Source organism: Phaeobacter sp. CC-HEC084, assembly GCF_059429255.1.
The window spans coordinates 1,096,116-1,115,272 of sequence record NZ_JCAIJQ010000009.1; the positions used below are offsets into that span (position 1 = coordinate 1,096,116).

General features: G+C 62.5%; 18 protein-coding genes and 1 tRNA gene. 5 read left to right on the forward strand and 14 right to left on the reverse strand.

Features of this window, described 5'->3' with window-relative positions; all coding sequences use genetic code 11:
• Positions 1–94 precede the first annotated feature (94 nt).
• From AC5SSZ_RS22390 to AC5SSZ_RS22410, 5 genes are all read right to left on the reverse strand, one after another.
• A complete protein-coding gene (locus AC5SSZ_RS22390) occupies positions 95–1,600 on the reverse strand; it encodes a TRAP transporter large permease (RefSeq protein ID WP_495440163.1) in 1,506 nt (501 codons plus the stop codon).
• A complete protein-coding gene (locus tag AC5SSZ_RS22395; RefSeq protein WP_495440165.1) occupies positions 1,597–2,178 on the reverse strand; it encodes a TRAP transporter small permease in 582 nt (193 codons plus the stop codon). Before AC5SSZ_RS22395 ends, AC5SSZ_RS22390 begins: the two co-directional genes overlap by 4 nt.
• A 73-nt stretch (positions 2,179–2,251) precedes the next feature.
• Positions 2,252–3,298, reverse strand: a complete 1,047-nt coding sequence (locus AC5SSZ_RS22400) for a TRAP transporter substrate-binding protein (RefSeq protein WP_065271885.1) — start codon at positions 3,296–3,298, stop codon at positions 2,252–2,254.
• 516 nt (positions 3,299–3,814) lie between these two features.
• Positions 3,815–4,513, reverse strand: coding sequence for a fumarylacetoacetate hydrolase family protein (locus tag AC5SSZ_RS22405; protein ID WP_274838101.1), 699 nt, complete (start codon positions 4,511–4,513; stop codon positions 3,815–3,817).
• 158 nt (positions 4,514–4,671) lie between these two features.
• Positions 4,672–4,758 (reverse strand) — tRNA-Leu (locus AC5SSZ_RS22410).
• Between the two features lie 233 nt (positions 4,759–4,991).
• Here AC5SSZ_RS22410 and hemN point away from each other — a divergent pair.
• Positions 4,992–6,347 carry an oxygen-independent coproporphyrinogen III oxidase gene (gene hemN, locus AC5SSZ_RS22415; protein WP_495440168.1) on the forward strand — a complete coding sequence of 452 codons (1,356 nt, stop codon included), beginning with the start codon at positions 4,992–4,994 and terminating at the stop codon, positions 6,345–6,347.
• Between the two features lie 45 nt (positions 6,348–6,392).
• Here the strand turns inward: hemN and AC5SSZ_RS22420 are convergent, their stop codons facing one another.
• Positions 6,393–7,526, reverse strand: a complete 1,134-nt coding sequence (locus AC5SSZ_RS22420) for an alkane 1-monooxygenase (protein WP_495440356.1) — start codon at positions 7,524–7,526, stop codon at positions 6,393–6,395.
• Positions 7,527–7,615: 89 nt separating this feature from the next.
• Positions 7,616–8,695 carry an A/G-specific adenine glycosylase gene (mutY, locus tag AC5SSZ_RS22425; RefSeq protein WP_495440170.1) on the reverse strand — a complete coding sequence of 360 codons (1,080 nt, stop codon included), beginning with the start codon at positions 8,693–8,695 and terminating at the stop codon, positions 7,616–7,618.
• Positions 8,696–8,779: 84 nt separating this feature from the next.
• Here mutY and AC5SSZ_RS22430 point away from each other — a divergent pair, with 84 nt between their 5' ends.
• Positions 8,780–9,307 carry a DUF721 domain-containing protein gene (locus AC5SSZ_RS22430; protein ID WP_065271881.1) on the forward strand — a complete coding sequence of 176 codons (528 nt, stop codon included), beginning with the start codon at positions 8,780–8,782 and terminating at the stop codon, positions 9,305–9,307.
• The gene (locus AC5SSZ_RS22435) at positions 9,304–9,975 is read left to right on the forward strand and encodes a DsbA family protein (protein WP_495440172.1); all 672 of its coding nucleotides are present in this window, start codon (positions 9,304–9,306) and stop codon (positions 9,973–9,975) included. The genes AC5SSZ_RS22430 and AC5SSZ_RS22435 overlap by 4 nt, the downstream gene beginning before the upstream one ends.
• Positions 9,976–10,395: 420 nt before the next feature.
• Here AC5SSZ_RS22435 and AC5SSZ_RS22440 read toward each other — a convergent pair whose 3' ends face one another.
• From AC5SSZ_RS22440 to AC5SSZ_RS22465, 6 genes are all read right to left on the reverse strand, one after another.
• The gene (locus AC5SSZ_RS22440; RefSeq protein ID WP_368998336.1) at positions 10,396–10,725 is read right to left on the reverse strand and encodes a hypothetical protein; all 330 of its coding nucleotides are present in this window, start codon (positions 10,723–10,725) and stop codon (positions 10,396–10,398) included.
• A 203-nt stretch (positions 10,726–10,928) separates the two neighbouring features.
• The gene (lpxK, locus tag AC5SSZ_RS22445) at positions 10,929–11,933 is read right to left on the reverse strand and encodes a tetraacyldisaccharide 4'-kinase (RefSeq protein ID WP_495440174.1); all 1,005 of its coding nucleotides are present in this window, start codon (positions 11,931–11,933) and stop codon (positions 10,929–10,931) included.
• Positions 11,920–13,053 (reverse strand): 3-deoxy-D-manno-octulosonic acid transferase, encoded by a 1,134-nt coding sequence (locus AC5SSZ_RS22450; RefSeq protein ID WP_274833105.1) that lies wholly within the window; start codon positions 13,051–13,053, stop codon positions 11,920–11,922. Before AC5SSZ_RS22450 ends, lpxK begins: the two co-directional genes overlap by 14 nt.
• A 141-nt stretch (positions 13,054–13,194) precedes the next feature.
• Positions 13,195–14,034 carry an inositol monophosphatase family protein gene (locus AC5SSZ_RS22455; RefSeq protein WP_495440176.1) on the reverse strand — a complete coding sequence of 280 codons (840 nt, stop codon included), beginning with the start codon at positions 14,032–14,034 and terminating at the stop codon, positions 13,195–13,197.
• Positions 14,021–15,367 carry a TldD/PmbA family protein gene (locus AC5SSZ_RS22460; RefSeq protein WP_495440178.1) on the reverse strand — a complete coding sequence of 449 codons (1,347 nt, stop codon included), beginning with the start codon at positions 15,365–15,367 and terminating at the stop codon, positions 14,021–14,023. The genes AC5SSZ_RS22455 and AC5SSZ_RS22460 overlap by 14 nt, the downstream gene beginning before the upstream one ends.
• A gap of 144 nt (positions 15,368–15,511) precedes the next feature.
• The gene (locus AC5SSZ_RS22465; protein ID WP_274829895.1) at positions 15,512–17,041 is read right to left on the reverse strand and encodes a DUF2125 domain-containing protein; all 1,530 of its coding nucleotides are present in this window, start codon (positions 17,039–17,041) and stop codon (positions 15,512–15,514) included.
• A 147-nt stretch (positions 17,042–17,188) separates the two neighbouring features.
• On the opposite strand from AC5SSZ_RS22465, the gene AC5SSZ_RS22470 reads away from it, so the two are divergent.
• Both AC5SSZ_RS22470 and AC5SSZ_RS22475 read left to right on the forward strand, forming a co-directional pair.
• Positions 17,189–17,938 (forward strand): SDR family oxidoreductase, encoded by a 750-nt coding sequence (locus AC5SSZ_RS22470; protein WP_065271874.1) that lies wholly within the window; start codon positions 17,189–17,191, stop codon positions 17,936–17,938.
• Complete coding sequence (locus AC5SSZ_RS22475) at positions 17,935–18,546, forward strand: enoyl-CoA hydratase/isomerase family protein (protein WP_495440181.1); 612 nt, start codon at positions 17,935–17,937, stop codon at positions 18,544–18,546. The genes AC5SSZ_RS22470 and AC5SSZ_RS22475 overlap by 4 nt, the downstream gene beginning before the upstream one ends.
• Positions 18,547–18,797: 251 nt before the next feature.
• On the opposite strand, the gene AC5SSZ_RS22480 is transcribed toward AC5SSZ_RS22475, so the two are convergent.
• Entirely contained in the window at positions 18,798–19,103 is a 306-nt protein-coding gene (locus tag AC5SSZ_RS22480) for an HNH endonuclease (protein WP_495440183.1), read from the reverse strand.
• Between the last annotated feature and the right edge of the window lie 54 nt (positions 19,104–19,157).

A 19,157-nucleotide genomic window follows, 5' to 3' on the forward strand; every position in this document is an offset into this window, starting at 1 on the left:
GCGAGGCGGGTCGGTCTTGTGGCTCGCAGACAAAAAATCCCCCCGCCAGTGGTCTGACGGGGGGATAAATTGCAGGGATCGTCGGACCCGATGGTCAGTGCAGCAGCATCAGCGGCAGCAGCGTGATGATCGGGAAGGCGACCAGGATAATCACCCGGATGATGTCCGATGCCACAAAGAACATCACCGCCTTGTAGGTGTCGACCATGCGGGTGGTCCGGTCCATCGCGTTGATAATGAACAGGTTCATGCCCACAGGCGGGGTGATCAGGCCAACCTCGACCACGATCAGAACCAGAATGCCGAACCAGATGGCGACGTATTCCGATTCGATCCGGTTGACGCGGCCTTCGGTGACGCGGATGCCCAGTTCCTTCATCTGCTCCCGGGTCAGTTCCATGCCGTTGGCGATGGCTTCCTGTATCGAGGCCAGCATTTCAGCCCCCATGCCATCCGGCACCCCGTTGCGCAGCACCTCCATCGCGGCATCCGCCTGCATCGCGGGCAGGGACAACAGGCCAAAGTCCATCACCGAGATCACCGGGAAGAAGATCGGAATGGTCAGCAGAATCATCGACAGGCTGTCCATCAGGCATCCAAAGACCAGGTAGAAGGCCAGGATCAGCGCCAGAACCACCCATGGGCTCAGCCCCTGGCTGACGACGAAATCTGCCAGTTCCTGCGGCACCTTGGTCAGGGCCAGGAAGCCGTTATAAAACCCGGCGCCCAGCACGATGAAAAAGATCATCGCGGTCGAACGGGCGGTGACGATAAAGCTGTCGACCATGGTTTCGCGGTTCAGACCGCCATTCAGCCAGGCGATGAAACCGGTGCCGAATGCGCCTACGGCTGCACCCTCGGTCGGGGTGAACCAACCGGCGTAGATGCCGCCGACCACCAGGCCAAAGACCAGCAGAACCGGCCAGACCTTGACCAGGTTTTCCATCCGTTCCGCCCAGGGAACCGAGGGGCGGGTGCCCGCGCTTTTGGGGAACATGCGCACATAGATCGAAATCGCGATGACATATCCAACCGCGGCGAGGATGCCGGGAATGAAGGCTGCAAGGAACAGCTTGGCGATATTCTGCTCGGTCAGGATGGCATAGATCACTAGCACCACTGAAGGCGGGATCAGGATGCCTAGCGTGCCGCCCGCCGCCAGTGTTGCGGTCGAAAAGCCACCGGCATAGCCGTATTCCTTCAGCTCGGGCAGAGCGACACGGCCCATGGTTGCCGCCGTGGCCAGAGAGGAGCCGCAGATCGCGCCAAAGCCGGCGCAAGCCCCGATCGATGCCATGGCGACGCCGCCTTTCCTGTGGCCCAGGAAACTCGCGGCCGCCTTGAACAGGGCGGATGACATGCCGCCCAGCGTCGCGAAATGGCCCATCAGCAGGAACATCGGCACGATGGTCAGAGAATAAGAGGAAAAGGTCGAGTAGGTCTCGCTTTTCAGGCGACCAAAGGCAACCTGGGTTCCGTCGGTGACCAGGATCAACCCGACCAGGCCCACCAGGAACATCGAAAGCCCGATGGGAACCCGAAGGAAGATCAGGATCATCAGGATGGGGAATGAGGATATTCCGATTTCAAGAGCTGTCACTGCTCACCCTCCACACCGTCCCACAGCTCAATGCGGCCGGTCATAAATTCGGTTGTGCGCACGATTGCGACATAGATCGCCACCACAGCTGCCATGCTGGAGGCGAAGAGGCTGGCCGCATAGGCCCACCAGGTAGGAAATTCGAGCAGGAACGACGTCTCACCATTGTGGTACTTTCCGATCGTGCCGGCGCCGAGCCGTTCGGTGATCAGGGTCAGAACCCCCGCGAACAGGATCGCGACCACCATGCGCAGGAACCGGTTCACCTTGACGGGAAAGGCGTTTGCCACCACGTCGACCGAGGCATGGCCCGATGTGATCTGGCACAGTGGGATAAACGCGAAGATGGCGAATGCCACGCCGGCCTCTACCAGTTCGAAGTCCCCGTTGATTGGTCCGATGTAGTTGATCAGCCAGTCTGACAGCGCAGGAGCGAGCCCTTGCATGAGGCTTCCGTGCAGCACGCCGTTCAGCAGGCGGCCGATGATCGAAAGGCAGGTCAGGATGATCAGGAGAACGAGGACCATACCGCCCAATATGGCCATCTTCCTGGCCAACCCCATCATGAGCTTTTGCATGGTGTTTACCCTTTTCTGAGTACGCAAAGGGCCGCGGCACGGGTGCGCTGCGGCCCTTTGACTATGCTACCGCTTACTTCACGTATTGCGGTGTGTATTTTTCGATCAGGTAGGTTGCTTCTTCCAGCAGGGCCTGCCCGTCGATGCCTTTTTCAGTCATGTCGGCCAGCCATTTGTTGTAGATCGGCTGAGCCAGCGCGCGCCACTCGTCGGTCTGTTCCTGGCTGAGGGTGATGACGTTGTTGCCGTTGTCCAGCGCGAATTCGCGGGCCGGGCCGTCGGAATCTGCTTGGGTGCCGCCGGCGAAGACGGAGAACTCCAGACCGGAGTTGTCGTCGATGGCCTTCTTCAGATCATCGGGCAGGCTTTCATACTTGTCCTTGTTCATCGCCAGAACGAAGGTCAGGGTATAAAGCGCCTTGCCGGTGAATTCGGTGTGGTTTTCGACCAGTTCCGGAACTTTCAGGGCGGTGGTGACTTCCCACGGGATGGTGGTGCCGTCGATCACGCCTTTGGACAGGCCTTCGGGGATCGCGGGAACCGGCATGCCGACGGGGGTTGCGCCCAGTTCGGTCAGCAGCGCGTTGACCGAGCGGGAACCGCCACGGATCTTCATGCCCTGCAGGTCGGCGGGGGTTTCAACCGGATCCGTGGTGTGGATCATACCGGGGCCGTGCACCCAGGTGCCAAGGATGTGGACGTCCTTGAACTCGGTGTCCTTCATGTGGCGTTCGAACATTTCCCAATAAGCGTGCGAGGTGGCACGCGCGTTGGTCATCATGAAGGGCAGTTCGAAGACTTCGGTCGACGGGAAGCGGCCCGGCGTGTAGCCGACCACGGTCCAGACGATGTCGGCAACGCCGTCGATGGCCTGGTCCATCAGTTCCGGCGGCTTGCCGCCCAGCTGCATGGAGGGATAGCGGTCGATCTTGATACGGCCATTCGAGGAGGCCTCAACGTTGTCGGCCCAGACATCCAGAACCAGTTTCGGCACATTTGCCTGCGCCGGCAGGAATTGGTGCAGCTTCAGCGTTACCTCCTGCGCGAAGGCGGATGTGGCGCACACTGCGGCAATGGCCGCCGCGCCTGCTGCGCCAAGAATCTTTCTGCGAGTGGTCATGTGATTCCTCCCTTTGACCCTACTTCCAAGCAACATAATGCAGGCAACTAACATTATTGCAATATATTGCCTATTTTCTTTCTGTTTTGGTCCCCTCCACACCCCTGCGGATCACAAAACAAACTTCGCTGACCTCCTGCTATTTGGTGCATTTGTAACCATCAACAGCAGATCATGCATTTTTCACTCATGAATTGGCTGGTCCCAAATCAGCGCTCAGACTCGTTTAGAAAACGTTACAAGATTTTCACATCTGAGCCGTGACGGATACATTCGAGCATTTCATTTCGTGAAGATCAATCACTGATTGGCGCAGGAGCCATGAAAAAAGACATTTCGGCGGATCGCTGCCTTGCCGCTGCGGTCGCAACCCTCCCTATCGCTGCGCAGGACTGTGGTACGCTTTGCGCACAGCCCTGTAATTGATAGGGCCAAGGCGCCGGGATCAGGAATGGACCCAGCGCACATATTCTTGACGGTTTCGAACCTTCGGGGCGGCTCTATGGCCCTTTGATCTTATTCCGCGGCGCTGAGGGTCAGTTCGACCTGGCTCAACCCGTCGATTCCGCCAGTCATCGACTGTCCGGCTGTGACCGCTCCCACTCCTGCTGGGGTGCCGGTGAGGATCAGATCGCCCGGCCGCAGGTGGTAATAACCCGACAAGTGGCAGAGGATGTCCTCGACCGACCAGATCATCTCATCCAGGCTGGCATCCTGACGTATTTCACCGTCGACGCTAAGCCAGATCCGCTTGCCCGCTGGGCCGTCCCAGTCAGCGCTGCGGGTCAGGGGGGCGAAAACCGTGCCTTGCTCCAGATCCTTGCCCAGATCCCAGGGGCGTCGTTTGTCCTTTGCCTGCCCCTGCAGATCCCGGCGCGTCATGTCCAGCGCGCTGCCATAGCCATAAACCGCTGTGCGGGCCTCTTCCGGCGTGGCGCGGAACAGCGGCGCGCCGATGGCCACGGCCAGCTCCATCTCGTGGTGGAAATCAGAGGTGCCAAGCGGGTAGGGCACGGTAGCGCCGGTCAGAATCGCATTGGCTGCGGATTTGGTGAAGTAAAAGGGCGCTTCGCGGTCGACCTCATTGCCCATCTCGGCGGCATGTGCGGCGTAGTTGCGCCCGACGCAGAAGATACGCCCGATGGGATAGGTGCGGTCCTCTCCCAGAACCGGGATCGTAGCGGTTTCGGGCAGGGTAAACAGGGTATCGGTCATCTCGGGCGCTCCTGATGGTCACGGGCTGGGCTGTGGTATCGTGATGGATGCCTAGCACAGGAAAACCCGTCTCGCAGCCCCGCACGGACCGATCACGGACAGCGACAGATCAGAGGCGCTCGGGGCCAAGATACTACAACAATTTCAGGAGAGTGATATGGTGCCCAGAAGAGGACTCGAACCTCCACGTCCATACGGACACTAGCACCTGAAGCTAGCGCGTCTACCAATTCCGCCATCTGGGCACGGGTTGGTGAGGGGCCGTATAAGCAGAGTCGCGCGGGGCGTCAAACTCAAAATGCGCCCAATGTCACAAAATTTTTGTGCGGGGATGGCTGCTGCCGATGTCCCGCGAATTCAGGCGGTTGATGGCGCCTTTCTGGCTGGACCGTTGCAATAGCCGACCGGGTGGGTGATTTTTCCCGTGCAATTTGATCCTGCGCAAAGTCAGCGCGCGCCTGAGCGGCAAAAAGGCGGTATGACACAGATTGACCGCCTTGCCGCCCTTGGCCTGTTCGACAGCCGGGTGCCCCGCTACACCTCCTACCCGACCGCTCCGGTCTTTTCTTCCGCCGTGGGTGCGGCGGAACAGGTCGGGCATCTTGATGCGCTTGATCCGGCGGTTCCGGTTTCGGTGTATCTACATATCCCGTTCTGCGAGCGGCTCTGCTGGTTCTGCGCTTGCCGGACCCAGGGCACCCGTCGGCCCGAGCCGGTGGAAAGCTATGTCGAAACGCTGGAGGCCGAGCTGAAGCTGGTCGCGCCGCATCTGCCCGCGGGGCTGCAGATGGGGCGGTTGCACTGGGGCGGTGGCACGCCGACCATCCTGCCGCCAGCGCTGATCCACAAGCTGGCTCAGGCAGTCAAGGCGGTCTTCCCGCCGACGCCGGACTGGGAGTTCTCGGTCGAGATCGACCCGACGCTGGTGGACCGGGACAAGATCGCGGCGCTGGCCGAAGAAGGCATGAACCGGGCCAGTATCGGTATTCAGGATTTCAATCCCGAGGTGCAGGCCGCCATCGGCCGGGAACAGCCCTATGGGGTGACGCGCGCCTGTGTCGAGGATCTGCGGGAGGCGGGGATCACCTCGCTCAATGCCGATCTGGTCTACGGCCTGCCACATCAGGACGCCGCGCGACTGAAGGATACGGTTGAAAAGGTGCTGAGCCTTGCACCGGACCGGATCGCGCTGTTCGGCTATGCCCATGTGCCCTGGATGGCCAAACGTCAGGAGCTGATCGACGAATCCGCCCTGCCGGGAGACGCCGAACGCTATGATCTGGCCTGCGCGGCTGCGGATCAGTTCCGCGCCGCTGGTTATGAAACGATTGGTATCGACCATTTTGCTCTGCCCGAGGACGGTTTGGCCAAGGCGGCCAAAAGCGGCCACCTGCGGCGCAATTTCCAAGGCTATACCGATGACCGGTGCCCGACGCTGATCGGGTTGGGTGCCTCTTCGATTTCGCGTTTTGCCGGGGGATACGTGCAGAACGCCGCTGCGACCCCTGCCTATGTGGAGCGGATCGAAAAGGGGCAGCTCGCCGGGGCGCGGGGCCATGAGATGAGCGAAGAGGACCACCTGCGTGGTCGCGCCATCGAGATGATCATGTGTGATTTCCGTCTCGACCGCGCGGCGCTGGAACGGGAATTCGGTGATCTGTCGCGCAGTATCGATCCCGATCTGGTCGCCGTTCAGGCCCGGTTCGGAGATCTGGTGACACTCGACGGCAAGGCGCTGGAGATCCGCCCCGAAGGGCGCGCCCTGACCCGGCTGATCGCCAGCCATTTCGATGCGCATAAACCCGAAGGCGCCCGCTACAGTCGCGCCTCCTGAGCCGCGTGCACCGGGGTCTGTGTGGCCCCGGCCACAGCAGCCTCGTCAGCGGGGCATCGGGTTGCGCGCCTTGTTGTAGGCCGTCCAGTCGGTGATTTCCGGATAATACATCTGGCGCCAGTGGCGCACGCGCGGGTTCATCACCCGGCGCCACAGGGGCGGCATCATCGCCGCCACCGTCATCACCGGATAGCCATAGGGCAGCTGCGGCGCGTCTGCCTCGGTATAGTTCTGCAGCAGCGGGAAGCGCCGGTCAGGTTTATAGTGGTGATCGGAATGGCGTTGCAGATTGATCAGCAGCCAGTTTGAGGCCTTATGCGCCGCGTTCCAGGAATGGCAAGGGCGCACCGGTTCGTATTTTCCGTCCCCCAGATGTTTGCGGGTCAGCCCGTAGTGTTCGACGTAATTGACGAGCTCCAGCTGCCAGATGGCGACGCCCGCCTGCACCAAAAACAGCACCAGCCCGCCAAACCCGCCCAGCAGAACCGCAAGAACCAGCATGGCCGCCTGTAGCGCCCAGTAGCGGAAGAACGGATTGGCCGGATCGCTCCAGGGGCGGTCTTTCTTGGCCAGTTTTTCCTTTTCGGCGCGGAAAGCGGATTGCCAGCATTGCCGCAGCACCCGGGGATAAAAGCGGTGGAAACCTTCGTTGTAGCGCGCCGTGACAGGATCGCGTGGCGTGCCGACATAGCGGTGATGCACCAGCAGGTGTTCGGAGCGGAAATGCGAGTAAAGCACCATCGCCAGCAGGATATCGGCCAGCCAGCGTTCCGCCCTGCTGCGCTGGTGCATCAGTTCGTGACTGTAGTTTATGCCCACGGTGCCGCTGACCACGCCCATGCCAAAGAAGATGCCGAATTTTTCCAGACCGTTCAGCGTTTCGCTGCCTGCCACGTAGAAGATCAGGCCAAACAGCGTCAGGAACTGGATCGGCACCCAGGTGATGGTCAGCATGCTGTACCAGCGCAGATCCTCCTCGGGCGTCATCGGGTCGGCATTGTCGAGGTTGAGGCCGAAAACCCCGTCGAGCGCGGCAAAGAGATACCATGTCACCAGCGGCGTTAGAAGCACCCACCAGCCACCCATGATAGCGGAAAACCACAACAGCGGCACCAGCAGGAAGGACAGCCAGAACGGCAGGGCCGATTGCCAGCGGCTCAGGGTTTCCGGGGGGATCATGGCGGCGATCATCGTCAGCACTCCCAAAGTATGGCGCGTTGGGAAAACCCTAAGCCGGGTCCGGCCCAAACCCAAGAGGTCGAATGGCCTCAGTCCGCGCCGGTCTGTCCGCCACGCCACAGGTCAAAGGCCTTGCGCATCACCGTCGGCAGGTCCGAAGGACGGAACGCGTGTCGGGTGATGATCTCCTGTTGCTCGGCGGGTGCAAACCCCTCAGGCAGCTCTGCCACCATCACCCGCAGGATCAGGTGGAAATGGGTGAAGGTATGGCGCACCTCGGTGCCGAGATCCTGCCAATCCGCGTCAAACGGCGGCGCAGGCTGGGGCGACTCGCCCCATTCCGGGCCAGGCCAACCCAGCATCCCGCCCAAAAGCCCCTTGTCCGGTCGCCGCTCCAGCAGCCAGTCCCCGGCGCTGCTGCGGGCCAGATAGACGATACCGTAGCGGGTGGGCTTGGCTTTCTTTGGGGTCTTCTTCGGCAATTCAGGCGCAGTGCCTGCGATTCGCGCAGCGCAGGGCTCCCGCCAGGGGCAGATGCCGCAGGCGGGCGATTTCGGGGTGCAGATGGTGGCGCCCAGATCCATCACCGCCTGTGCATAGCAGCCGGGACGGACCTCAGGGGTCAGCTCGGCGGCGCGGTCCTTCAGCAGCGGTTTTGATCCCGGCAGCGGATCGTGAATATCATGCAGCCGCGCCATCACCCGCTCCACATTGCCATCCAGAACGGTTTCGGGGCGGTCGAATGCGATTGAGGCGATGGCCGCCGCCGTATAGGGGCCGATCCCCGGCAGTTTCAGCAGCGCTTCGTAGCTGTCGGGAAAAGTGCCATCCAGCTCCTGCGCCACCACCCGGGCGCATTTCAGCAGGTTGCGGGCGCGGGCGTAGTAGCCAAGGCCCGCCCATTCCGCCATTACGTCGGCATCCTCGGCCGCGGCAAGGTCCTCGACCCGGGGCCAGCGGGCGGTGAAGCGCTGAAAATAGTCGGTCACGGCGGCCACGGTGGTCTGCTGCAACATCACCTCGCTCAGCCAGACACGATAGGGGTCGGGCCGCACCCCGGCGGCGCGGTCTGCCGGGCCGGTGCGCCAGGGCATGTCCCGCGCCTGCCGGTCGTACCAGTCCAGGATATCGCGGCTGAGCCCGCCTGGATCCGCATTCAGATCACGCATAGTTTACTCCCGGTTCCTGCCTTTTTCTGGCCCCTGCAAACGGACCCTTTACAATAGGGCGGTCAGTCACGCAAAACCACAGTTATGGCATTCAGGCGCAGCAGCACACGCGGGTTCGCACGGACTTCCAAGCTTTTGAACGACCAGATCCGCAAGGCTGGCGAAAGTCGGGGCTTTGCGGTGTCGCGCCTTTTGACCCATTGGGAAGAGATCGTCGGGGCCGATCTGGCGGCAATGGCCCGGCCGGTCAAGGTTGGCTATGGCCGCAGTTCTTTCGGAGCAACGCTGACGGTGCTGACCACCGGGGCCAATGCGCCGATGCTTGAGATGCAGAAGGAACGGCTGCGCGAAAAGGTGAACGCGGTCTATGGCTACAATGCGATTTCCAAGGTGCTGATCACCCAGACCGCGCCGATCGGGTTTTCCGACGGTCAGGTCTCGTTCAAATACGCACCCAAGGAAAACACCCCGCTGCGGCCTGATCCACAGGCCGTATCCGAGGCCGCCGCGGCGGCCGAAGGGGTGGGAAACGAAGAGTTGCGCGCCGCGCTGGAACGGCTGGGGCGCAACGTTCTGACAAAACAGAAAACAATTCGAAAGGGGTATGAATGACCCGTCTTATGTCTGGTGTCTTTGCCGTGGTGGCTGTCGCTGCCGGCGCCTATGCCATCTCTGGGCTGAGTGGCCAAAACCGGCTGCCCGAAAACCCGCTGATCGGGGCCGCCTATGCCCAGGACGCGGAGGTCGATACCTCGACCATCACCGAAATGGTGCAGGGCGCCGAGGACGCGCCGGTGACCCTGATCGAATACGCTTCTTACACCTGCCCGCATTGTGCCAACTTCCACGCGGGCCCCTACAAGAAGCTGAAAGAGGAATATATCGACACCGGCAAGGTGAAGTTCATCTACCGCGAGGTCTACTTTGACCGCTATGGCCTCTGGGCCTCGATGATCGCGCGCTGCGCCGGTCCCGAGAAATTCTTTGGCATGACCGATCTGATCTTCAAGGAGCAGTCCGACTGGGCCCGTGCCGGTGGCGCCACCGAGATCGTCGACGCGCTGCGCAAGATCGGTCGCCTCGCCGGGCTTGAGAACGATCAGCTGGAAGCCTGCCTGCAGGATGGCACCAAGGCGCAGACCCTGGTGACCTGGTATCAGGAAAACGCCGAAGAGCATGACGTGACCGCGACGCCGTCCTTCGTGCTGAACGGCAAGAAGATCGAGAACCAGTCCTACGACTCCTTCAAGGCCCTGATCGACGCCGAACTGGACGGCTGATCAGGTCCAGAGACAAGTACATGGAAACCCGGCCCCGGTGGCCGGGTTTTTCTTTGGTTGTATATGCAATCCTGTTGGTCCGGTGTGGGGTCATACACTCGAATGCTGCACTTCGTTTGAAGGTCGACTATCGTTTCAAGTCTCTCCGAAGGAGGAATTGCAAGTTTTCTAGAGATTCTCCCTTCTAAAACTCCAAAACAGAACGGAAAGGTTTCCAACCCTGACCAAGGTTATAGTTGTCGTAGAAGCCAAAAACCTGCTTGGAAACACCGTCGTAGACGCACCCACAATATGAGCAACGTTTCGGTATTCCGACAGCTTTCCTGTGTGCCTCTGGTAGCTGCTCAAGCATTCCAGCGCTCATATCGCTTTGACGATCAGAATAGCCGCCCGAGCAATCGCCAGCCGGACAGACTTTGGTCATGTTTCGCCATCCTGATATTCCATTCCAACGAACGTATTGCCCTTGTGTTGGTAGATGTGCATCTGCACGTCGGCAGGGCAGTTTTCGCAGGTAAAATTGATGGTTAGACCATGGCGGCGACCGCTAGGGTTGCCCGTAAGATCCCTATCCGTTTGGACTTTGTCACCCTCAATAGTGACGTGAGTTCCTTCGCCTTCATCCTCGCTGCGATTGAATACCTCAGTACGGCCCTGGCGAAGGTAGAACCCGTCGCAAGCGGGACAATGCAGTGTGTTTTCTCCGAACGACGAAACCATGTCGCTCAATTTTGCAGCCTTCTTTGTCATTCTAAATCGTCCTACATGCTGATTGATATTAATAATGAAGAAGCCACTAAGGGCGGGATTTAACTGAATACATAGGTGTATTCCTGAAGTCACCAACTTTGACTTGCGTCCGGCGGCTGCTAACATGTCAAGCCCAGCGAAAGTCTTCTTCGTCAGCAAACACGACCAACACGATTTTCTGACATGGCCTCTTCTGTTCGTGGTTAGGGCGGTGGCGGTGCCGCCCGCTTCAGAAGATCAATCAGCGGGTCTGCCTCTTCGATCTCAAGCCGCACCGGCAGGGTGATCACCTTGTGGCGGAAATTGGCGGGCAGGCGCACAGCGTCCTTTTCGGTGGTGACCAGCTGCGCGTTCAGCGCCTTGGCATCGGATTCGAGCCGGGACAGAAGTGCCGTTGGCAGGCTCTGGTGATCGTCCAGCGCCTCGGCTCGGGCCAGATCGGCGCCAAGAGTGCGCAATGTATCAAAGAATTTCTGCGGATAACCGATGCCGGCAAAGGCCAGAACCCGGGTACCCTGCCAGGGCATACCGGTTTGCAAAGGCGCCAGATGGGCCGAGACATGCGGCAGGTCCCTCAGCGTCGCGCCCCAGAGGCGGGCGAACTTCTCCTGCGCCGCAGGAGCGCCGATGGACAAGACGGCATCGGCGCGCGCCAGACCTTCGGCCACCGGTTCGCGCAGCGGCCCGGCGGGCAGGCAGCGGCCATTGCCGAATCCCCGCGCCGCATCCACCACCACCAGCGACAGATCCTTGGCCAGACTTGGGTTCTGAAACCCGTCGTCCAGCAGGATCACCGTCGCCCCGGCAGCCGCAGCGGCGCGTGCTCCGGCGGCGCGGTCGCGGGCCACCCAGACATTGGCAAAGGCGGCCAGCAACAGCGGCTCATCCCCGGTTTGCGAGGCCTTGTGGCGGGCGGGAATGACCTCTTCGGGGCCAACCAGCGTGCCGCCATAGCCGCGGCTGACCACATGCGGGTCGTGCCCCATGGCGCGCAGGGTCTCGATCAGCCAGATCACCGTCGGCGTCTTGCCGGTGCCGCCAGCATTGAGGTTGCCGACGCAGATCACCGGCACGCCGACCTTTTCGGGCGTGCCTTTGGCCAGCCGCGAGCGGGTCACCGCGCCATATAGACGGCCCAGCGGCGCCAGCAGGATGGCGCGCAGATCAAAGGCGCCGGGCGCCTTGTTCCAGAACTCAGGAGGCCGCATTACGCTCCTCCCTCAGGTCGAGCAGATCCTGCACCCGGTCGATCAGCTGATCAGTCATCGCTGCGCCCTCTGTGACGGCTTCCCAACCTGCCAATGCCATTTCCGCCGCCATATCGGGGGCCGACAGGTGCAGCACCATTTCAGCCAGCTCCTGGGGTGTGTAGATGCATTCGGCAGCACCGCAATTCGCCAGCTGGGCATAGATCTCCTGATGCCGCACGGTGCCGGGACCGTGCAGAATGGCCGAGCCGAGCGCGGCGGCATCCAGCGGCGAATGACCCTCGCGGCCCCGGTGCAGGCTGCCCGCCATCAGGCAGACAGGCGCCAGCCGATACCAGAGGCCAAGGTCGTCCTTGTCCGCCAGCAGAACCTGCGTGTAGTCGTCCGGTTCATCCCCGGCGTCCCAATCGGCATATTGCAGCCCGCTGTCCTTCAGGGCGGCGCGACATTCATTGAGGCCACCATAGCTATCTGGTGACAGCACAAGGATCAGCCGGTGCAACAGCCGCAGAGCGATCCTGTGTGCCTCCAGCACCATCGGCAATTCGTCCGGGCGCACTTGCGCCGCCAGCCAGACGGGACGGCTGCCAAGCACCCCTTGCAACTCTGTCAGTTCCTCGTCGTTGCAGCCGGGCGGCGAGGTCGAGATCCGCAAACGTCCGGCCATCTGCAGCTTGTCCGGCGAAATGCCGGTGCGCTGCAACTGGCTCTGGACCTCGGCATCGGGTGTCAGGATCGCAGCGAAGCCATCCAGCATGCGGCGGCGCTGATCGGGCAGCCAACGGCTGGTGCGGCTCGGCAGTTCCTTCTCCGTCAGATCAACCAGCAGCGCGTCGATCCGTTGTTCGCGCATGTGCCGCAGCAGGACGCGGCGCAGTCGTCCGCCGGACCAGATGCAGAAATCCGGGCGCCAGAGGTTCAGAAAGGCGCGCACATCCGTCGGGCTGTCAGGGGGCAGGTGGCCAGCGGGGATATCGCAGCCTTCGGCCTCGGGCGGGGGCGCCATGTCCGGCTCCCAGGTGGCGAGAACCGACAGATCCGGCCGCGCCGTCTTAAGCCGGTTTCCGACATCGCAGAGGGCCATGTAGCGTTCGGTGCTGGTCGCATGCACCCACAGCACTTCCCCCTCCGGGCGCGGAGGCAGGTCAGTGCTGGGAACCGTCCTTGATATGGGGTGGGAGCTGCGGCTGGGCATATGGGGCGTCCAAAAATTCATCTGCGTGTCGCGGGCAACCGGTGTGGTCGGACCGTAACGTCCGGGTCAGCTTGCAATGCCGGGGCCGTCGGGGTCCAGCGCTGCGATCAGCTCCTTATGCAGGGCCGGAGGTCCGGCCACCACCCCATTGAGCAATGGCACAGGATTGTTGAACCTCAGGTCCTGGCCCAGACGGTCGGTCGCCTGCCCGCCAGCCTCGCGCAGGATCAGATCGCCGGCGGCGATGTCCCATTCCCAACTGCGGCGCAGGGTCAGCATGGCACCGGCGCGCCCGTCTGCGACCTTGGCCATGCGATAGGCCAGTGACGGGCGATAGCTGCGGGTGAAACCCGGAGCATTGCGGGTCCGCCAATGTTCGGCGGCGAGGTTGGGCCGCGCGGTCAGCACCTCGGCCAGCGCCAGATCGGTCAGCGAGGAGGCGCGGATCGCGGTTCCATTCCGGGCAGCTCCCTGTCCTTGCGCCGCGGTGTACATCAGACCGCGCTGCGGCAGGTAGATCACCGCGGCGGTGACCCGGCCCCGGGTGGCAATCGCGAGGGAGTGCGCCCAGGTGCGTGAGCCTTCGGCAAAGGCGCGGGTGCCGTCTATGGGGTCGATGATGAAGACGCTGTCACGGGTAAGCCGGTCGGCGCTGTCCTCGGTTTCTTCGGACAGCCAGCCATAGTCAGGCCGTGCCTCGGGCAGCATCTCTTCCAGCAGCGCATTCACCGCCAGATCTGCCTCGGTCACCGGACCCTGACCGCCGGGCTTGTCCCAGCGCCGCGCCGTTGGCCCGCTGTAGCGGCTGGCGATCTCGCCCGCAGCCTCGGCGGCGCGGATCAGCAGTTCGAGGTCCGTAAGGCCCTTTGCCTGTTCTTCTGTCTGGGCGTCGTCAATTGCCGGCAAGCGTCATCCCCTCGACCAGCAGCGATGGTACGACGCGGGACAGGTAGCTCCGCGCGTCATTGGCAGGCACGATCCGCATCAGCATGTCGCGCAGATTGCCCGCGATGGTGCATTCGTTCACCGGATAGGCGATTTCACCGTTCTCGATCCAGAACCCTGAGGCGCCGCGCGAGTAATCGCCGGTGTTGGGATTGATGGTTGAGCCGATCAGCGAGGTGACCAGCAGCCCGGTCCCCATGCCCGCAATTAGATCGGCGCGGCTTTGATCGCCCTCAGTCAGCGCCACGTTCCAGTTCGACGGCGACGGCACCGAGCCGATGCCACGGGCGGCGTTTGCGGTGCTTTCCATCCCCAGTTTGCGGGCCGAGGCCAGATCCAGCGTCCAGCCGGTCAGGGTGCCGTCCTCGACGATGGCGCGGCGGCGGGTGGCCAGACCTTCGCCGTCAAAGGGGCGCGAGCCTGCAATGCGGGGGCGGTGGGGATCCTCAATCACCGACAGATGCGTGGGCAGCACCTGCTGTCCCAGACTGTCCTGCAGCCAGGAGGAGCCGCGTGCGATGGCAGCGCCATTCACCGCCGACAGAAGATGACCGATCAGCGATGCGGAAATCCGTTCGTCGAACAGCACCGAATAGGTGCCGGTCTTGGGCCTGCGTGCGTTCATCCGCGCCACGGTGCGTTCCCCGGCGCTGCGACCGATCTCTTCGGCACTGCGCAGGTCGCTTTGGTAGGTGCGGGAATCGCCGTCGTAATCACGCTCCATCCCGGTGCCGGTGCCCGCGATGCCGGTGCAGGAAATCGACCGGCCGGTGCGGGTGTAGCCGCCGGAAAACCCGTTCGAGGTCGCCAGATAGACCGAGCTGCGGCCATAGCCCGCGCCTGCGGATTGCACCTGGCTGATCCCGTCGATGGCCTGACAGGCGGCTTCGGCGGCCAGCGCATCCGCTTGCAGGGCGGCCGGGGCCGGATCGGCGGTGGGGTCGTTCAGATCCAGCGCCGCAAGGTCCCAGTCCTGCGCCAACTGATCCGGTGCGGCAAGGCCGGTATAGGGGTCCTCGGGTGCCTCGCGGGCCATGGCCACGGCGCGTTCGGCCATGGCGGCAATGGTTTCGGGGCGGCTGTCGGAGGAGGAGACCAGCGCCTGACGCTGTCCCAGGAAGACGCGCAATCCCAGATCGGTGCCTTCGGAGCGTTCGGCATGCTCCAACCGGCCCTCGCGCACCTCGATGCTGAGGGAACTGCCTGCAGCGGCCATGGCATCGGCAGCATCCGCGCCTGCCTTGCGGGCGGCATCGATCAGGGTATGGCAAAGCGTCTCGGGGGTCTGGGTCATGGGCGTCTCGGGCCATCCTGTTGCTGCGGGTCGCCATAGAGCTAGCCAGAGGAACCCCCTGCTGCAAGGGCGCAGGGACAATTGCCGCAAGAAAAAGGGACCGCGCAAAGGCGGTCCCGTAAAGCGTTTTTGCTGTGGGTCAGCTTATTTGATGCGCTGGCCGTTGGCGAGGATCTTGCCGTCTTCGGAAATCTCGATCTTCGAGTTCAGCGTGTCTTCGCCTTCGCCGGGAACAGCCAGCATGCCCATCATCATCCGGGCGCCCATGGCGTCATCATCGCTCATCAGGCCCATTTCGATCAGCTTGTCCATCAGGGTGTTGGCGCCGGTCAGCGACAGGTTCGCTTCGCCCGAGGGGGCCGGCATGCCGTCAAAACTGGTCAAATCATCGTTGTTGAAGGCGAAATCGCCGGTACCGGTCAGCTTGGCACCCGCTGCCGAGACCAACAACTCCTGGATGGTGACCGCGTTCAGCTCACCCGGTGCGACCTCGCCATCCTCGACCTTTTCCATGGCTTCGGCATCGAAGACGTCGAACAACACCTTGCCCTTGCCGGTAAGGCTCAGCACGACGCTGGCCGGATCATGCGGCAGGGCGCCGGCCGGATCGACCATGCCCCAGAGCATTTCCGGAACCGCGAAGTCGCGCAGCGCCACGCCAAGCGCGAAGTCCTGTTCTTCCTCGGACTTGGCAAGGGGAATGGTGATGTTGAAACCGGCCTCGGCCATGCTGAGTGCCAGCGGGAAGGGAATGTCCGATCCGGTGACGTTGAAGGCCATGTCCTTTTGCGTGACGTCATAGGTCAGTTTGCTTGCGTCCATCGCAACGCCAAAGTTGCCGCCGCCAGAGGTGCTGTCAAAGGTCAGGCTGTCGCTGCCATCCTGAAAGGCAAAGGCAGAGGTGCCGCTCGTGTAGGAGAAATCGGTATCAAGACCAAAGCCGGCGGCCAGCAGCGCGGAGAAATCACCGCTCTTGTCCAGATCGGCCGGAACCGTGCTGGTGCCATGCGCCTGAAGCTGCTGCATTGCGCCGTTGAAGGAGGCGAAATCCTCGCTGTCCGGATCCTTGAAGCCAAGATCATAGCTCAGCGCTGAAGCGGTCCAGGTCTGATCGTAGCTGCGTACCCCGGCCAGCGACATGGTGGTTTTTGTCACCATGTCGGACAGGGAGACGGTGCCCCGGATCGCATCCTGGGGGATGTCCTCGCCAGTGGCTTCCAGCCCGTCCAGCGTCATCGTCATCTCGCTGGTGGCATAGTCATAGGTCATGTTCTCGGAATCACCCGAAACCGTCACCGGCGTGCCGTCGTGGGTGATGATCAGATTTACCGTCAGCTTGTCATCATCTTCGCTGGCGCGCACGGTCAGCGGAAATTCCTTGGGCACCAGAATGCTGACGGTTCCGTCGCTATTCTCGGTGAATTTGATCTCGGGCATGCTGAGCCCGGCGGTCACGTCTTCTTCGTCGGGGATCGGCATCATCATCGACAGATCGGACACCGTCAGCGTGTCGCCCGACATGCTTTCGGTGGCGGTCACCTCGTAACCGGTACCGGTCATGTAGGATTTCCAGTCGGACCAGACGTCCTTGGCGCTGAGATCGGCCAGCGCCCCCTGGGCGGAAACAGTCAGAAGAAGAGCGGCGCCACAGCTGCGCGCGAGAAAAATGGACATGGGTGAAACCTTTCGTAGCAAGCGTTAGATACCATGGTCCGTCGCGGCGCCACCGGCGTCAAGGGGCCTGGGGCTGGACCGTTCCCCCTAGGGAGTTTACCACAGAGGGGAACCTCTGTCGCGATACAGGTATTGGAGAGAAATCATATGGATATGCAGGGCAAGACGGTTGTCATCACAGGGGCCAGCCGCGGCATCGGAGCCGATGCAGCAAGGGTTTTCGCCGCCGCGGGGGCCAACCTGGCGCTGCTGGCGCGCAGCACCGATGCGCTGGGCGAACTGGTCGGGGAACTCGGCGGAAATGCGCTCGCCTTTGCCTGTGATGTGGCGGAACCAAGCGCGGTTGCGGCGGCGCTGGAAAAAGCACACGAGCATTTCGGCAGCCTTGATGTGCTGATCAACAACGCCGGGGTGATCGAACCGATCGCGCGTCTGGAAGAGGCTGATCCGGCGGCCTGGGGCAAGCTGATCGATATCAACATCAAGGGTGTGTTCAACGGCATCCGCGCGGCGCTGCCGCTGATGAAACCCGCCGGGGGCGGCACCATCATCACGGTGAGTTCCGGCGCTGCGCATAACCCGCTGGAGGCCTGGAGCGCCTATTGCACCTCAAAAGCCGGGGCTGCGATGCTGACTCGCGCCCTGCACCTGGAGGAAGGCGGCAACGGCATCCGCGCCATGGGCCTGTCGCCGGGCACCGTCGCGACCCAGATGCAGCGCGAGATCAAGGCCAGCGGCATCAACCCGGTGAGCGAGCTCGATTGGGAAGATCACATTCCCGCAGAATGGCCCGCCAAGGCGCTGTTGTGGATGTGCGGCAGCGATGCCGATGATTTCCTCGGCCAGGAGATTTCCCTGCGCGAAGACGCGATCCGCCGCCGGGTGGGCCTGATATGATCAACCTAGAGATTTCGAATGAGGGTCTCTGGGTGGTGACGATCAACCGCCCGGACAAGGCGAACTCGCTGACGGGTGAGATGTTGACGGAACTGGCCGAGATCGCTGAACGCGCGGGCGAGGCGCGAGGCTTTATCCTGACCGGCACCGGCAAGGTGTTTAGCGCGGGCGCCGATCTGGAGGCGGCGCGCGCGGGGCTTGCGACGTCGCCCCTGTGGGAGCGGCTGTCGGGCGCCATCGCGGCGCTGCCCTGCCTGACCATCGCGGCGCTGAACGGCACGCTGGCCGGGGGCGCTAACGGCATGGTGCTGGCCTGCGATATCCGCCTGGCGGTGCCGTCGGCAAAATTCTTCTATCCGGTGATGAAGCTTGGCTACCTGCCGCAGCCTTCGGACCCGGCGCGCATGGTGGCGCTGATCGGTCCGGCGCGCACCAAGATGATTCTGGCCGCCGGTCAGAAGATCGAGGCGGAAGAGGCCTGTGCCTGGGGGCTGGTGGACCGGATCGTGGAACCGGGTGCCTTGATGGAGAGCGCCCGCGCCCTGCTGAGCGATGCCCTGGCCGCCAAGCCGGAGACTGCACGCGGTATTCTGGAGATGTGCCGCTAAGAGGGGCAGGGGCGGCTCCCGCCCGTCCTTGGGGCATTGATATGCCCCGCGTCCCGTTGGGCGTAGCGCCGCGCTGTCGCGCGGCGTTTTCTTTTCGCTGAGAGGCCCTTTGAGGGCAGAAACTGCCTCAACAGGGCCATATCGAGTGTAGAGGCACCGTCACCGCCTCAAGGCGCTTTGCCCCTGCTGTGCAGGGTGGCCTGCGGCCAGCCTTGACCCGCTGTCGGTGCCGGAGCAGAGCCGGGGGCGCATCAACGCTTGCGTCGCTTTCCCGGTACGCGGGAGGAAAAGCCAGGTGGGCGTTTGCGGACCCAGGCGATGAAGCCGGCGAGGCGCGGATGGCTGCGCAGCGCGTCGATGGTGGCATAGTCGCGGGCCAGCTCGGCCTCGGTCAGGGCTGCGTGGATTTCGCGTTGGCAGATATGGTGTAGCAGCACGGTGGGGCCGCCCTTGCCACCTTTGAGTTTCGGGATCAGGTGGTGCAGGCTTTGCGGAACGTCCGCGGGGATGGGGCGGTTGCAGAGGGGACATATGGGTGTCGGGTTCGGCTCTGGCATCCTGACCTCTCGTCTTTGCGGCTGGACTGCATTAGATGCGGCGCAGATGGATGC

What these genes read in the sequence shown, in the direction of transcription:
- AC5SSZ_RS22395 (WP_495440165.1), bottom strand. Translation starts at nt 2,178, where the DNA reads ATGCAAAAGCTCATGATGGGGTTGGCCAGGAAGATGGCCATATTGGGC.
- lpxK (WP_495440174.1), bottom strand. Translation starts at nt 11,933, where the DNA reads ATGCGGCCTCCTGAGTTCTGGAACAAGGCGCCCGGCGCCTTTGATCTG.
- AC5SSZ_RS22440 (WP_368998336.1), bottom strand. Translation starts at nt 10,725, where the DNA reads ATGACAAAGAAGGCTGCAAAATTGAGCGACATGGTTTCGTCGTTCGGA.
- AC5SSZ_RS22480 (WP_495440183.1), bottom strand. Translation starts at nt 19,103, where the DNA reads ATGCCAGAGCCGAACCCGACACCCATATGTCCCCTCTGCAACCGCCCC.
- hemN (WP_495440168.1), top strand. Translation starts at nt 4,992, where the DNA reads ATGACACAGATTGACCGCCTTGCCGCCCTTGGCCTGTTCGACAGCCGG.
- AC5SSZ_RS22435 (WP_495440172.1), top strand. Translation starts at nt 9,304, where the DNA reads ATGACCCGTCTTATGTCTGGTGTCTTTGCCGTGGTGGCTGTCGCTGCC.
- AC5SSZ_RS22400 (WP_065271885.1), bottom strand. Translation starts at nt 3,298, where the DNA reads ATGACCACTCGCAGAAAGATTCTTGGCGCAGCAGGCGCGGCGGCCATT.
- AC5SSZ_RS22465 (WP_274829895.1), bottom strand. Translation starts at nt 17,041, where the DNA reads ATGTCCATTTTTCTCGCGCGCAGCTGTGGCGCCGCTCTTCTTCTGACT.
- AC5SSZ_RS22460 (WP_495440178.1), bottom strand. Translation starts at nt 15,367, where the DNA reads ATGACCCAGACCCCCGAGACGCTTTGCCATACCCTGATCGATGCCGCC.
- AC5SSZ_RS22420 (WP_495440356.1), bottom strand. Translation starts at nt 7,526, where the DNA reads ATGATCCCCCCGGAAACCCTGAGCCGCTGGCAATCGGCCCTGCCGTTC.
- AC5SSZ_RS22405 (WP_274838101.1), bottom strand. Translation starts at nt 4,513, where the DNA reads ATGACCGATACCCTGTTTACCCTGCCCGAAACCGCTACGATCCCGGTT.
- AC5SSZ_RS22430 (WP_065271881.1), top strand. Translation starts at nt 8,780, where the DNA reads ATGGCATTCAGGCGCAGCAGCACACGCGGGTTCGCACGGACTTCCAAG.
- mutY (WP_495440170.1), bottom strand. Translation starts at nt 8,695, where the DNA reads ATGCGTGATCTGAATGCGGATCCAGGCGGGCTCAGCCGCGATATCCTG.
- AC5SSZ_RS22470 (WP_065271874.1), top strand. Translation starts at nt 17,189, where the DNA reads ATGGATATGCAGGGCAAGACGGTTGTCATCACAGGGGCCAGCCGCGGC.
- AC5SSZ_RS22475 (WP_495440181.1), top strand. Translation starts at nt 17,935, where the DNA reads ATGATCAACCTAGAGATTTCGAATGAGGGTCTCTGGGTGGTGACGATC.